Here is a 13,202-nt window from a genome sequence, read left to right as displayed (position 1 = left end):
CTTGGATCGGGGCCAACCCCGCACCAACACGTTTCACCACCCCGAGAAGCTGCTCCGCGACCGCGACCGCGACCGCGACGATGACGACGATGACGACGATGACGATGACGACGACGCCGCATAGGGGTTAGCGTGTCTCCGTGGGAGACCAGCGCACGTTGCTGTTGATGCGTCACGCGAAATCCGACTACCCGCCCGGCGTCGCCGACCACGAGCGGCCGTTGGCGCCGCGCGGGATTCGAGAAGCCGGCCTCGCCGGCGAGTGGTTGCGCGCCAACGTCGCGACGGTTGACGCGGTCCTGTGCTCCACCGCGACGCGCACCCGCCAGACGTTGGCCACCACGGGCATCGAGGCCCCGGTGCGGTATAGCGACCGGCTCTACGGGGCCACGCCCGGCACCATGATCGCGGAGATCAACTCGGTCGGCGACGACGTTCAGACACTGCTCGTCGTGGGCCATGAGCCGACGATGTCGGAGTTGGCGCTGGGCCTGGCCGGCAGCGGAACCGATGCCGCTGCGGCCGAACGGATTTCGGCCAAGTTTCCGACGTCAGCCATCGCGGTGCTGACCTTCGCGTCCGAGTGGAAGGCCCTGGAACTCGGGCGCGCCGCCCTGATCGGCTTCGAGGTGCCGCGCTGACCTACGAGTTGGTCGCGAGCGTCAGTTCCATCAGCTTGACGGCCTGACCGCACGCGTCGATGCCGGGCGCCTGGGGATTGACCCACCACCCGACCACGCCGGCCGCGTCGCTGGCCACACCGCACGCGCCGTTCGGGTCGTCCGGGCGCATCACGATCGAATCGATCCCGGCGATGTTCCGCGTCTCGACCTTGTACTTCAGGAAGTCGGCAACCTTACGTTCGTTGCCGAGGCTGCCCTGCTCGAACCAGAACCGGGTGATGTCGATCAGCCCGGCGGGGTTGGCCGCCTGCCACCGGCAGATGGCGCCGACGAACGTGCTTTGAATGTCGAGCGGGTCGGCGCCCACGGTCTTGGCCAGGATGTCGGTGGTGAGCACCTCACACTCCTTGAGCAGGTTCGGATACTGCTGCTGGGAGTTGTTGTTGCGCGTCGGACCGCCCGCCTTGACCGCGGTTCCGCCGACGGACCGGGAGCAACCCGTCACCAGTACCAGCCCGACGATGAACACGGCGACAACCGCGCGGAGTCTTCCCTTGGTCATTTCGAAGGTCATTTCGAATTCGCAATCGACTGACGCGCCAGCTCTTTGGCTATGTCGCAGGGCGGCGGGAACGGCTTTTGACTGAAGCTGATCGACCATTCGATGAAGTCATCCTGGAATTGGATGCCCACCTCGCACAGCGAGTCACCCAGGTTCGGCTCGTTTCCGATCGCGATGAATCCGCTGTGACCGTTGATGTTGATGTCGTCCACGCTGGCGCGCGACAACTCCTCCGTCTTGCGTTCTCGTCCGATCGGGCTGCCGCGGTACCAGGAAAAGGAGAAGTGCGGGCCCAGGATGCCGCCGCCGGCGAGCCATTGGCAACCGACCGAGTTGCGGGCGGTGTTGATCAGTCCGGTCGCCTTCGTCAGCTCCGCCACCGTCTGGTCGCTGACGCCGCCGCACTGCGGGAACATCGGCCCATGGCGACCCTCCGCGTTCCCGGGCGCCGACGAGGACGTCGCTCCCGGCTTGTTGCTGCCGGAATCGGAGCAGGCGGCCACCGCGGGGGCCAGGGTCAGCACGGCTGACGCCGCGACGGCCAGCGCCTTCGAGTTACAACGCACCGCTACCCTGCTTTTGCTCAGCCTGCTCCCGGTCCACACGATGCACTGTAGCGGCAGCCCAGCGGGTCAACCACCGACGCGCCTGAGCAGGCGTTTCAGTTGCACCGGCGGACGCGCCATATGCGACAGTTACGAAATGCTCCTGGCACTGCTGCGCCAGTACATCCGGCCGTACCGGCGACTCGTCGCGGTGCTGATGGTGCTCCAACTGATCAGCACGCTGGCGTCGCTGTACCTGCCGACGGTCAACGCCGCCATCATCGACGAGGGCGTCGCCAAGGGCGACACGACCACGATCGTCCGACTCGGCATGGTGATGCTTTCGGTCACCGGATTGCAGGTGTTGTGCGCGGTTGGGGCGGTCTACTTCGGCTCCCGGACCGGGATGGGCTTCGGCCGCGACCTGCGCGCCGCCATGTTCGACCACATCACGACCTTCTCCGAACATGAGACCGCCCGCTTCGGCGCACCCACGCTGCTGACGCGCAGCACCAACGACGTCCGCCAAATTCAGTACCTGGTTCAGATATCGAGCACGGTGCTGGTCACTGCCCCCATCATGTGCGTCGGCGGCATCTTGATGGCCATCCACCAGGAGGCCGCGCTGACCTGGCTGCTGCTGGTCAGCGTGCCCATCATGGCCGTGGCCAACTACTGGGTGATGTCGCACATGCTGCCCCTGTTCCGCAGGATGCAGGGCCTGATCGACGGCATCAATCGGGTGTTGCGCGACCAGTTGTCCGGCGTGCGGGTCGTGCGGGCGTTCGCCCGCGAGGACTACGAGCGTGACCGATTCGCCCGCGCCAACGCCGCGCTGTCGAACACCGCGCTGACCGCCGGCAACTGGCAAGCCGTCATGCTGCCGGTGACCACGCTGACCATCAACGTGTCCAGCGTCGCCCTGATCTGGTTCGGCGGCCTGCGCATCGACCGCGGCCAGATGCAGGTGGGGTCGCTGACCGCCTTCCTGGCCTACTTCACGCAGATCCTGATGGCGGTGCTGATGGCGACCATGACGCTGGTGGTCCTGCCGCGAGCGTCGGTGTGCGCCGAACGCATCACCGAGGTGCTGTCCACCCGGGCCGCGGTCAACGACCCGCCGACGCCGCTGTTCCCGCGCCACGGCATCACCGGGCTGGTGCGCCTCGACGGCGCGACGTTCACCTACCCGGGTGCGGACCGCCCGGTCCTGCAGGACATTTCGTTGACCGCGCGGCCCGGCACCACCACGGCCATCGTCGGCAGCACCGGTTCGGGCAAGTCGACGCTGGTGTCGCTGATCTGCCGGCTCTACGACGTGACCGGTGGCGCCGTCCTGGTCGACGGCGTCGATGTCCGCGACTACCACACCGAGCGGCTGTGGTCCGCGATCGGGCTCGTCCCGCAGCGCGGCTATCTGTTCTCCGGCACCGTGGCCGACAACCTGCGCATCGGCGCGACGCCCCACCAGGTGGTGACCGACGACGACATGTGGGAGGCGTTGCGGGTGGCCGACGCCGACGGATTCGTCCGCGCACACGACGACGGGCTGCTGATGCTGGTGGCCCAGGGCGGAATCAACTTCTCCGGCGGCCAGCGGCAGCGACTGGCGATCGCGCGGGCGGTCATCCGCCACCCGGCCATCTATCTCTTCGACGACTCGTTCGGCGCGCTGGACGTGCACACCGACGCACGGGTGCGCGCATCGCTGAAACGGATAACGGCCGACGCCACGGTCATCGTTGTCACCCAACGGGTTTCGACGGCCGCCCAGGCCGACCAGGTGATCGTCGTCGACGGCGGAAAACTCGTGGGCATCGGCACGCACGATTCGTTGCTCACCGACTGCCCGACGTACGCGGAGTTCGCCGACTCGCAGTCGGTGGGCGCCGTGCGATCAGGGCGCGTCGGGGGTGCGCCATGACCGTGGCGCCCACGCGCGGCCTGGCCCCGGCTCCGGCCGGGCGGTCCCGCGACTTCCGGGGCTCGGCCGCGCGGCTGGTCAAAAGGCTTGCCCCGCAACGCCGGTTGAGCATCGCGGTGATCAGCCTGGGCATCACCGGGACGGCGATCGGCGTGGTAGTCCCGCGCATCCTCGGCCACGCAACGGATCTGCTGTTCAACGGCGTCATCGGGCGTCAACTGCCCGCGGGCATCACCAAGGCGCAGGCCGTCGCGGCGGCCCGGGCCCGCGGTGACAGCACCTTCGCCGACCTGCTGTCGGGAATGAATGTGGTGCCGGGGAAAGGGGTGGACTTCGGCGCGGTGGCGCAAACGCTGGCGCTGGCCTTGGCCCTGTATCTGGTTTCGGCGCTGTTGATTTGGTCGCAGGCGCGGCTGCTCAACCTCACCGTGCAGCGCACCATGGTCGCGTTGCGCTCCGATGTCGAGGACAAGATTCATCGGCTGCCCCTGGCCTACTTCGACGGGCGCCAGCGCGGGGAGCTGCTGAGCCGGGTGACCAACGACATCGACAACGTGCAGTCGTCGCTGTCGATGACCATCAGCCAGCTGGTGACGTCGATCCTCACGGTGGTCGCGGTGCTGGCGATGATGGTGTCCATCTCGCCGCTGCTGGCACTGATCACCGTGGCGACGGTGCCGCTGTCGCTGGTGGCCACGCGCGCGATCGCGCGGCGGGCGCAGCGTTTGTTCGTCGCGCAATGGACGAGCATCGGTCGCCTCAACGCCCACATCGAGGAGACCTACAGCGGCTTCACCGTGGTCAAGACGTTCGGCCACCAGGCCGCGGCGCGGGAGCAGTTCCGCGATCGCAACGACGACGTGTACCGGGCCAGTTTCGGCGCCCAGTTCTTCTCCGGGCTGGTGGCACCGGCGACGGCGTTCATCGGCAACCTCGGCTACGTGGCCGTCGCCGTGGTGGGCGGCCTCCAGGTGGCCACGGGCCACATCACGCTCGGCAACATCCAGGCCTTCATCCAGTACGTCCGGCAGTTCAATGCACCGCTGAGCCAGGTGGCCGGGATGTACAACACCCTGCAGTCCGGGGTGGCCAGCGCCGAGCGGGTGTTCGATCTGCTCGACGAACCCGAGGAATCACCCGAACCCGAGCCCGCGTCGCGGCCGAACGGCGACCTCGGACGGGCGACGGGACGGGTCGAGTTCCAGCACGTGAGTTTCGGTTACCGCCCGGGAGTCCCGGTGATCCACGACCTGTCGATGGTGGCGGAGCCGGGTAGCACGGTGGCGATCGTCGGCCCGACCGGGGCCGGCAAGACCACGTTGGTGAACCTGCTCATGCGTTTCTACGACGTCGATTCCGGCCGGATCCTGGTCGACGGCGTCGACATCACCACGGTGAGCAGGCAGTCGCTGCGGTCGCGAATCGGCATGGTCCTGCAGGACACCTGGCTCTTCGACGGGACGATCGCGGAGAACATCGCCTACGGGCGGCCGGGGGCCAGTGCGGACGAGGTGGTGCAAGCCGCCAAGGCGGCTTACGTCGACCGCTTCGTGCACACCCTGCCGGACGGCTACGAGACGCGGGTGAGTGGCGGCGGCGGCAACATCAGCGCCGGCGAGAAGCAACTCATCACCATCGCGCGAGCCTTCCTCGCCAGGCCGCAGCTGCTGATATTGGACGAGGCGACCAGCTCGGTCGACACCCGCACCGAGGCGCTCATCGCGCGCGCCATGTCCGATCTTCGCCGTGACCGCACGAGTTTCATTATTGCGCATCGGCTTTCGACTATCCGGACTGCGGATCGCATCGTCGTGATCGAAGCCGGCCGGATCGTTGAGCAGGGCAACCACGCCGAGCTGCTGGCCCGCCGAGGCGCCTATTACGCCATGACCAAGGCGTAGCGGTGACGGCCGAGCGGTGACGGGCGTAGCGGCACCAGCTTCATCATCAACGACCTCCGCTCGTCGAACGGGGTTCATGTGCAGCACGAGCGGATCCGTTCCGCCGCCACCTTGCGCGACGGCGACCACGTGCGCATCTGCGATCACCAATTCACGTTCCAGATCGCCGCGGACGACGAGCGCTAGCCACGCCGAACTGCCCCGCGCCATTCGTGCGATTGTCGTGCGGTGCGGCGGATCGAGGCTTACGGTCATGGTTGCTGGGTAGGGGGTTGCGGCTGACCGGTGCGCCCGGCGATTGTTGTATGTCGGCGGCGTGCGGGACGGGTGTGAAGGATCGGCGATGAGTGATGAGCAGGCCTCGCGGGTGGGCTCGAATTTTGGGCCTTATCGCTTAAAGCGGCTGTTGGGCCGGGGTGGCATGGGCGAGGTTTACGAGGCCGAGCACACCGTCAAGGAGTGGACGGTCGCGGTCAAGCTGCTCTCGGAGAGCTTCAGCAGGGACCCGGTGTTCCGGGAGCGGATGAAGCGCGAGGCGCGCACCGCCGGTCGTTTGCAGGAACCCCATGTGGTGCCCATTCACGACTACGGCGAAATCGATGGGCAGATGTTTTTGGAGATGCGCCTGATCGAGGGCACCGACCTCGACAGTGTGCTCAAACGCTTTGGCCCGCTGGCCCCGCCGCGCGCGGTCGCCATCATCACCCAGATCGCCTCGGCGCTCGACGCCGCCCACGCGGCCGGGGTGATGCACCGCGACGTCAAACCGCAAAACATCCTCATCACCCGCGACGACTTCGCCTATCTGGTCGACTTCGGCATCGCCAGTGCCACCACCGATGAAAAGCTCACCCAGCTGGGCACCGCGGTGGGCACCTGGAAATACATGGCGCCCGAACGGTTTTCCAACGCCGAGGTGACCTACCGCGCCGACATCTACGCGCTGGCCTGCGTGCTCTACGAATGCCTCACCGGCACCCCGCCCTATCGGGCCGACAGCGCCAGTGTGCTGGTCACCGCGCACATGATGGACCCGATTCCGCAACCGACCGCGCTGCGCCCCGGCATCCCCAAGGCTTTTGACGCGGTGATCGCCCGCGGTATGGCCAAAAAGCCCCAGGACCGCTACGCCAGCGCTGGCGATCTGGCGCTGGCCGCCCACGACGCGCTCAGCGACCCCGACCAAGACCACGCCGCCACCATCTTGCGCCGCAGCCAAGAAGCGACCCTGCCCGGCACCGCCACGCTCGGCCCCCAACCGACGGTCGCCGACACCGCGATGGCGCCCCCCGCGACGCCGCCGTCTCCCGCCCCGACGGCGAACACCCCGCCACCGTCGGCGGCGGGCTTGACTCCGGTTCCCGCGCAGGGCGCCCCGCCCTGGCGCCCCGAGAGCGGCCCCTTCCCGTCCGCGGCCCAGCCCCCGACCACACCGCCCTACTACCAACCCGCCGGCCCCACTTGGGGTCCCCCACCACCGGGCACCCCCCAACCATTCACCGGTCCACCGGCCTGGAACCCACCGCCACCCAACCGGCGCAACCCCTGGCCCATCATCGCCGCCGTCGCCGCGGTGCTCGTCGTCATCGTGGGCGGCCTGGGAATCTGGCTCGTCGTGCGGCCCAAGCCGGCGCCGCCGCCCGACCCGATCCCGGCCGAGCGTCTCAACGCTCTGCTGCTCGGTGCTTCCGACATCAACGCGGTGATGGGCTCCTCGACCATGGAGCCCGGCAAGCCCATTCAGGCGATGGACACCTCGTCGCTGACCGTGTCACAGCCCGATTGCCAGGGCGCGCTCTACACCACCCAGAGCACGGTCTACGCGGGCACCGGTTTCTCGGCGGTGAGCGGCCTGGTGTCGTCGGAGCCGGGAGACAACTACGACCATTGGGTCAACCAGGCGGTCGTCCTTTTTCCCTCCGCCGACAAGGCCAAAGACTTCCTGCAGACCTCGGCGGGGAAGTGGAAGGGCTGCGCGGGTAAGACGGTGACGGTCACCAACAAGGGCAAGACCTATCGGTGGACGTTCGAGCAGGTGCAAGGCGGTCCCCCCAAGATCGCCGTGCTGGACACCCAAGAAGGCGCCGACGGCTGGGAGTGCCAGCGCGCGATGAGCGTGGCCAACAACGTGATCGTCGACGTCAACGCGTGCGGGTACCACATCGTCGATCAGGGCACCCAGATCGTCGACAAGATCGTCGCGAAGGTCAACAGCGAATAGCGCGAAAGCGCAAGCCGCGGTGCACTATTGGATGTCGGGCCCCTGAGCCCGCAAGTCGTCCACCGCGGACATGGCGCTACGCAACTTGGCGAGCCATTCCTCGGCGTGTTCACCGACCAGCCTGACCGACCAGGCCAGTGCGTCGGCGCGGGACCGGGCCACGCCGGCGTCGACCAACGTGTCGAGCACCTGCCGTTCCGGCTGCTTCAGGCGTGTCATCACGGGTACTGCGATGTGCGTGAACAGGATTCGCTCCGCGCCGGTCTTGGAGCCGACCTCGACGCCCCAGGACACCTTGCGGCCGTAACGATCCTGCGCTTCGTCGGCAATATGCATTCGCTCAGAACGGGTTTCCTCGCGGAAGCGGGAAGCGCGTCCTGCCGCCCGCGCCTCGCTTTCTTCGTTCTCTGAGCCCGCGAGTTCGGGCAACCGTCCGATGACCGTGATTTCTTCGCGGTCGACGATCACCGTCGGGTCGCCGTCGAACCAATCTTCGGGCAGACGCCCCGCGAACCACTCCGCGGCGTCGCTGGCGTCGGGCTGCTGGGCCTGCTGCCAGCCCCCGGTGCGGCCGTAACGCCGGCCGTGCGTGTGCTGCGATTTCATAATTACATGATTACATCGTTACACCGGCAATGGAACGGGTTTCGCCGGCGGTGAACGAGCCATGGCCGATTCGGGGTGGGTCGCCCCGCTCCGGCGTCGGCGCCGGGAGCGCGCTAAACCTGCGCCCAAGTGCGCAGAACCCGTTGATCTCGGCTGAGCGAAGTTGTATTTTTGGTAGCGAAGCAGGCCCGGAACGACCAATTCGAAGCGCCGGAAGTCAGGGTAGAAAACCGGCCGCGTAGGACCCGCGCATGACGGAGCCCACGCCCCCTAGAGTCGTCCGGGCCTGCCCATGTCCGCGGGCCCGCGCATCAGTCGCCGTCGAACCCGTCGCCCCGGCGGATCCGGAAAAGCTTGACCTCGTTCTTGATGCCCTTGAGGCGGCGCGCGCCGGCGAACGACCCGCTGAAGTCGCCGGAGTCGCCGACCGCGTCCCAGACCGAGTCCGCCGCTAGCACGGTCCCCGGGCGTGCCACACCCGTGACCCGGCTCGCGACGTTGACCGGGCTACCGAACCAGTCGCCCGCCCGGCTCACCGCCATGCCGGAGGCCACGCCCGCCCGCAGGCGCGGGAAGTCGTTGTCGGTGTCGACGGCGTCCACGAGCTTCACCACGACGTCGAGCATCGGCAGCGGCTCGGGACACACGAACATCACCGCGTCGCCGATCGTCTTGATGAACCGCACGGGCGGGACGGTGATGTCGCGGGCCAGGACGGCCAGCCGGTTGGCCAGATGCCCCAACTCCTCGGCCGACACCGCCTCCCCGATCCGGGTGAAGCCGACGAGGTCGGCGAAGGCCACGGTGATCTGGCGCGCTCCCGGCAGCGGCTTGCCGGCGGCCCGCTCCGCGGCGTTGACCGCTTCGGTCTCCATCATGTGCCGCAGCTGCATGAACAGCATGTGCTGGATCATCGGGCCGAGCTCGGGCGCGATTTCGCCGACCAAAGCCTTTGACGCCTTGGCGATTTCGAGCTCCGTCGCGCCGGGCCGCATGATCGCCGAAAGCGCGGTGTACCGCATCACCTCGGCGGCGCGCGACAAACCTTCGGCGAGCACCCGGACCACCAGCACCACTTGCTCGGGGTCCAGACCCAGCTCGACGAAACGCTGGGCGTAGGCGGCGGCTTCACCGTCGGCGCGCATGTGGATGATGGCATCGGGGTCGTCGACTCTGGCCAGACCGATGGCGCGCTGCACTCGTTGCAGCAGGTCCAGGTCGATGCCGTGGGTCTCGCTGATCTCCCGCGCGGATACATACGTGCCGTCGTCGCCGATGAGGTGGCGGGTGGCCAGCAGCAACGGCGGATTGGTCGCCCTGATCTCGTCGGGGCTGATGCCCTGCTCGATCAGCCACTCCACCAGTTCCGCCCGCTCGGTGCGTGCGCGGCCTTCGAGTCCGTCGAGCAGGTCGTCGTCCACTTCGCCAACGTACAACGGAGGGACGGCGCGAAGCGGGCCGGCGCCGGTTGACGCCGCGGGTCATGGGGTCCCGTGATGATGTCTCGTGATGAGGTGGAGTGATGATGAGCGCGCCGCTGCTGCGGGGATTCCCGCCGATCGTCGACGAACACGCCAGGGTGCTGATCCTGGGTTCGTTTCCCAGCGCGCAATCCCTGGCGGTGGGCCAGTACTACGCCAATCCGCGAAATGCGTTCTGGCCGATCACCGGCGAGCTGTTCGGGTTCGACGCGGCCGCGCCCTACGAAACCCGGCTGGCCGCGCTGCGGTCGGCCGGCGTGGCCCTCTGGGACGTGTTGAAAGCATGCCGGCGCGCCGGCAGCGCGGATTCGGCTATCGAGCCGAAAAGCTTGGTGCCGAACGACTTCGGTCGACTGTTTGCGTCCCACCCCGCCATCACGCGGGTGTACTTCAACGGCGCGAAGGCCGCCGAGCTGTACCGCAGGCTGGCCGAGGCCGACGATCGGGTCGAGTACCGCCGGCTGCCGTCGACGAGCCCCGCACACGCCGTCCGGCCGGGAGTGAAGCTGGCGGCCTGGCGGGAGGTCGCGTCGATCGCGAGCGCGGCGCAGCCGGGCGAAGCGGGTCGGCGCAATAAATCAGCGCCGATCGCGAGCGCGGCGCAGCCGGGCGAAGCGGGTCGGCGCAATAAATCAGCGCCGATCGCGAGCGCGGCGCAGCCGGGCGAAGCGGGTCGGCGCAATAAATCAGCGCCGATCGCGAGCGCGGCGCAGCCGGGCGAAGCGGGTCGGCGCAATAAATGAAACCCGTCACGACACCGGCGGTCGCCGGTGAGCCCAGGGGCGGGCGACTTCGATCTGCGCGGCCAACGACAACAGCGTCGCTTCGTCGTAGGGACGGCCCACCAGCTGCACGGCAACGGGCAGCCCGGCACCGTCGAAGTCCCACGGCACGGCCGCGACGGGCTGTCCCGTCAGGTTCCAGACCTGCTGGTAGGGAACGCGCTGCGCCACCGCTAGCAGCGTCCACACCGCGCCGCGGCGTTGGTAGGCGCCGATGCGGGAGGGTCCCGTCGCGTTGCCCGGCGTGACGACCACGTCGACGTCGTCGAAGATCGACTGGATTCGGGCGCTGACGGCCGGCTCCGCGTCCCGAAGCGCAACCATCCGCCGGTCCGAGAAGAACGAACCGGCGTGCGCCAGGTTGCGGGTGCGCGCTTCGAGTCGTTCGGGATGCGCCAGCGAATCGGCGTCGTCACTGATGCCCCGCAGATAGCGGGGCAGGTAGTTGGTCATGATGGCCGACGGCGGATAGTCGGGGTCGGCGTTGATGACCTCATGGCCCAGCTCGCGCAGCAGCGCGCCGGCCTGCTCGACCGCCGTGAGCTCTTCCTTGCCGATCCTGACGGGAAGCGGCGTGGGGACTTTTGTGCTCAACGCGATCCGCAGGCGGCCGGGTTCCCGCGTCGCCGCGGCCGCGAACTCGCCCTCCGGTCCCGGCACCGTCGACGTCGCATCGAGGAACAGGGCGGCATCGAGCACCGACCGGGCTAAGGGGCCGTTGACGCTCAGCCCGTACCACGCGTCGTCGTGCGGCTCCAGCGACACCCGATCCCGTTGCGGTTTGACACCGAACAGGCCGCACCAGATGGCCGGGATGCGAATCGAGCCGCCACCGTCGGACCCCAGCGCCAGCGGCGCCAGGCCGGCGGCCACCGCGGCGGCGCTGCCGCCGCTGCTGCCGCCCGGCGTCCGCTTGAGGTCCCAGGGATTGCGGGTCGCGCCGAAGGTCAGCGACTCGGTGTAGGGAAACATCATCAGCTCGGGCACATTGGTTTTGCCGAGGATGACGGCGCCCGCGGCGCGTAACCGGCGGACCACCTCCGCGTCGGAGGTCGCGGCCGGGCGGTGCCCACCGCTGCCGTATGTCGTCACCTCACCGGCGACGTCGACGTCGTCCTTGATCGCGATCGGCACCCCGAGGAGCGGCAGCCGCTCACCGGCATCCAGGCGCTCCTGCGCGACGGCCGCCTCGTAGCGCGCGCTGTCGGAGAGCACCACGCGATAACAGCGCAGCTGGCTGTCCAGCCGCGCGATGCGTTCCAGGTAGATCTCGAGCAGCCCGGGCGCGGTGAGTTCGCCGTCGGCCAACATCCGTGCCTGCGCGGCCGCGCCGGCAAAGGCCACGTCGCGGGCCGCGTCGCGAGCGTCCACTGCGGCAGCGTATCCCGCGAGTCGGCGCGGCCAGTACCGTGGGCGACATGTCTTGCGTGTTCTGTGCGATCGTCGCGGGGGCCGCCCCGGCCATCCGGATCTGCGAAGACGACGACTACCTGGCCATCCTCGACATCCGCCCGTTCACCCGCGGGCACACCCTGGTCATCCCCAAACGGCACAGTGTCGACCTCACCGACACGCCGCCGGAGACGCTGGCCGGGATGGTCACGATCGGCCAGCGGATCGCCCGGGCCGCACGCGCGACGGAATTGGCCGACGCCACCAACATCGCCATCAACGACGGCAGCGCCGCCTTTCAGACGGTGTTCCACATCCACCTGCACGTGCTGCCCCGGCGCAACGGCGACAAGCTGTCGGTCGCCAAGGGAATGCTGCTGCGGCGCGACCCCGATCGGGAGGCGACCGCGCAAATCCTGCGTTCGGCGCTGGCCCGCATCGACGCCAGCCCGTAGCACCCAGCGGATCGCCGTTCGGGGCGCTGGCGCACCCGGCGGGTGTCACAACCTGGGCAAGCATCCCACGGCATTGGCCCCGAACCTGGCGCGGCGGTTTATTCTCCACTAGCGCGCGGTGAACACCCGATAGCTCACCGCACGGCGCGGATCGGCTGGAGCGGCGATGAAACCGTGGGTGAGAAATCCCTGGCGGTGGTTCAGGCTGCCGCCGCGCCTCGGTTGGTTGGTCGTCGGCGCGTACGGGGTGGCGGCCGCGCTGATCATCGCCTCCTCGATCGCCGGCTGGAAAGGCGCCTACGCGAGCAGGCCGGTCGACGAGATCGCGCTGGCAATGTGCCTGCTGTTCGCGGCGGCGTGTGCCGGCTACGCGTCCAGATTCGCGTCCCCGCGACGCCGATACGGATGGCTGGCGCTGGTGACGGCCCTGCTGGGCTGGGCCGCGGGCGAGGTCATCTGGTCCGTGTACGACGTGCGGCCCGAGCTGGCGCACGCCACGCACCCGGCCGCGTCCGAGATCGTGCTGCTGCTGTGGCCGTTCGGCGCCTTCACGTCCTTGGTGCTGCTGTCGCGGTTCTCCCGCCACAGTCCGCGACGGCTGGTCCTGGACGGTCTCATCGTGGCGACGTCGCTGTTCGTCGTGTCGTGGGTGTTCGTCCTGGACCAGCAGCTGCGCCACGACAGCGGGTCGCGGGCGACGACGGTGGCCG

Annotated in this window: 10 protein-coding genes and 3 pseudogenes; 8 read left to right on the top strand and 5 right to left on the bottom strand. The window is 68.5% G+C overall.

From position 1 onward, the window contains the following. Window positions 1-140: 140 nt before the first annotated feature. Complete coding sequence (locus HMPREF0591_RS13865) at window positions 141-641, top strand: SixA phosphatase family protein (protein ID WP_007169205.1); 501 nt, start codon at window positions 141-143, stop codon at window positions 639-641. 1 nt (window position 642) lies between these two features. On the opposite strand, the gene HMPREF0591_RS13860 is transcribed toward HMPREF0591_RS13865, so the two are convergent. Both HMPREF0591_RS13860 and HMPREF0591_RS13855 read right to left on the bottom strand, forming a co-directional pair. Next, window positions 643-1,185: a DUF3558 domain-containing protein gene (locus HMPREF0591_RS13860; RefSeq protein WP_170826084.1), complete on the bottom strand. Its 543-nt coding sequence runs from the start codon at window positions 1,183-1,185 to the stop codon at window positions 643-645. Between the two features lie 8 nt (window positions 1,186-1,193). After that, window positions 1,194-1,751, bottom strand: coding sequence for a DUF3558 domain-containing protein (locus tag HMPREF0591_RS13855; RefSeq protein WP_040622520.1), 558 nt, complete (start codon window positions 1,749-1,751; stop codon window positions 1,194-1,196). A gap of 136 nt (window positions 1,752-1,887) precedes the next feature. Here HMPREF0591_RS13855 and HMPREF0591_RS13850 point away from each other — a divergent pair, with 136 nt between their 5' ends. From HMPREF0591_RS13850 to HMPREF0591_RS13840, 4 genes and pseudogenes are all read left to right on the top strand, one after another. Next, window positions 1,888-3,654, top strand: a complete 1,767-nt coding sequence (locus tag HMPREF0591_RS13850) for an ABC transporter ATP-binding protein (protein ID WP_040622518.1) — start codon at window positions 1,888-1,890, stop codon at window positions 3,652-3,654. Next, on the top strand, window positions 3,651-5,555 hold the full coding sequence (locus HMPREF0591_RS13845) for an ABC transporter ATP-binding protein (protein ID WP_007169201.1): 1,905 nt from the start codon (window positions 3,651-3,653) through the stop codon (window positions 5,553-5,555). The genes HMPREF0591_RS13850 and HMPREF0591_RS13845 overlap by 4 nt, the downstream gene beginning before the upstream one ends. 27 nt (window positions 5,556-5,582) lie before the next feature. Next, a pseudogene (locus HMPREF0591_RS30975) lies at window positions 5,583-5,741 on the top strand (FHA domain-containing protein); the annotation flags it as partial. Window positions 5,742-5,898: 157 nt separating this feature from the next. Further along, complete coding sequence (locus HMPREF0591_RS13840; RefSeq protein ID WP_007169200.1) at window positions 5,899-7,776, top strand: serine/threonine-protein kinase PknH/PknJ; 1,878 nt, start codon at window positions 5,899-5,901, stop codon at window positions 7,774-7,776. A 24-nt stretch (window positions 7,777-7,800) separates the two neighbouring features. Here the strand turns inward: HMPREF0591_RS13840 and HMPREF0591_RS13835 are convergent, their stop codons facing one another. Continuing rightward, window positions 7,801-8,382: a hypothetical protein gene (locus HMPREF0591_RS13835; RefSeq protein ID WP_007169199.1), complete on the bottom strand. Its 582-nt coding sequence runs from the start codon at window positions 8,380-8,382 to the stop codon at window positions 7,801-7,803. A 311-nt stretch (window positions 8,383-8,693) separates the two neighbouring features. Further along, the gene (locus HMPREF0591_RS13830; protein ID WP_007169198.1) at window positions 8,694-9,818 is read right to left on the bottom strand and encodes an adenylate/guanylate cyclase domain-containing protein; all 1,125 of its coding nucleotides are present in this window, start codon (window positions 9,816-9,818) and stop codon (window positions 8,694-8,696) included. An 89-nt stretch (window positions 9,819-9,907) separates the two neighbouring features. Between HMPREF0591_RS13830 and HMPREF0591_RS13825 the strand changes: the two are divergent. Next, window positions 9,908-10,381 (top strand): annotated as a pseudogene (locus HMPREF0591_RS13825) (DNA-deoxyinosine glycosylase); the annotation flags it as partial. A 231-nt stretch (window positions 10,382-10,612) separates the two neighbouring features. On the opposite strand, the gene HMPREF0591_RS13820 reads toward HMPREF0591_RS13825, so the two are convergent. Further along, window positions 10,613-12,016: an amidase gene (locus HMPREF0591_RS13820; protein ID WP_007169196.1), complete on the bottom strand. Its 1,404-nt coding sequence runs from the start codon at window positions 12,014-12,016 to the stop codon at window positions 10,613-10,615. A gap of 47 nt (window positions 12,017-12,063) precedes the next feature. Between HMPREF0591_RS13820 and HMPREF0591_RS13815 the strand changes: the two genes are divergently transcribed. Both HMPREF0591_RS13815 and HMPREF0591_RS33905 read left to right on the top strand, forming a co-directional pair. Then, entirely contained in the window at window positions 12,064-12,492 is a 429-nt protein-coding gene (locus HMPREF0591_RS13815) for an HIT family protein (protein ID WP_007169195.1), read from the top strand. A gap of 166 nt (window positions 12,493-12,658) precedes the next feature. Then, window positions 12,659-13,202 (top strand): annotated as a pseudogene (locus tag HMPREF0591_RS33905) (hypothetical protein); the annotation flags it as partial.

This window comes from Mycobacterium parascrofulaceum ATCC BAA-614, assembly GCF_000164135.1.
Classification (GTDB): domain Bacteria; phylum Actinomycetota; class Actinomycetes; order Mycobacteriales; family Mycobacteriaceae; genus Mycobacterium; species Mycobacterium parascrofulaceum.
This window is presented reverse-complemented; position numbering and strand designations above follow the sequence as displayed.

What these genes read in the sequence shown, in the direction of transcription:
- HMPREF0591_RS13860 (WP_170826084.1), bottom strand. Translation starts at nt 1,185, where the DNA reads ATGACCAAGGGAAGACTCCGCGCGGTTGTCGCCGTGTTCATCGTCGGG.
- HMPREF0591_RS13850 (WP_040622518.1), top strand. Translation starts at nt 1,888, where the DNA reads ATGCTCCTGGCACTGCTGCGCCAGTACATCCGGCCGTACCGGCGACTC.
- HMPREF0591_RS13845 (WP_007169201.1), top strand. Translation starts at nt 3,651, where the DNA reads ATGACCGTGGCGCCCACGCGCGGCCTGGCCCCGGCTCCGGCCGGGCGG.
- HMPREF0591_RS13840 (WP_007169200.1), top strand. Translation starts at nt 5,899, where the DNA reads ATGAGTGATGAGCAGGCCTCGCGGGTGGGCTCGAATTTTGGGCCTTAT.
- HMPREF0591_RS13835 (WP_007169199.1), bottom strand. Translation starts at nt 8,382, where the DNA reads ATGAAATCGCAGCACACGCACGGCCGGCGTTACGGCCGCACCGGGGGC.
- HMPREF0591_RS13815 (WP_007169195.1), top strand. Translation starts at nt 12,064, where the DNA reads ATGTCTTGCGTGTTCTGTGCGATCGTCGCGGGGGCCGCCCCGGCCATC.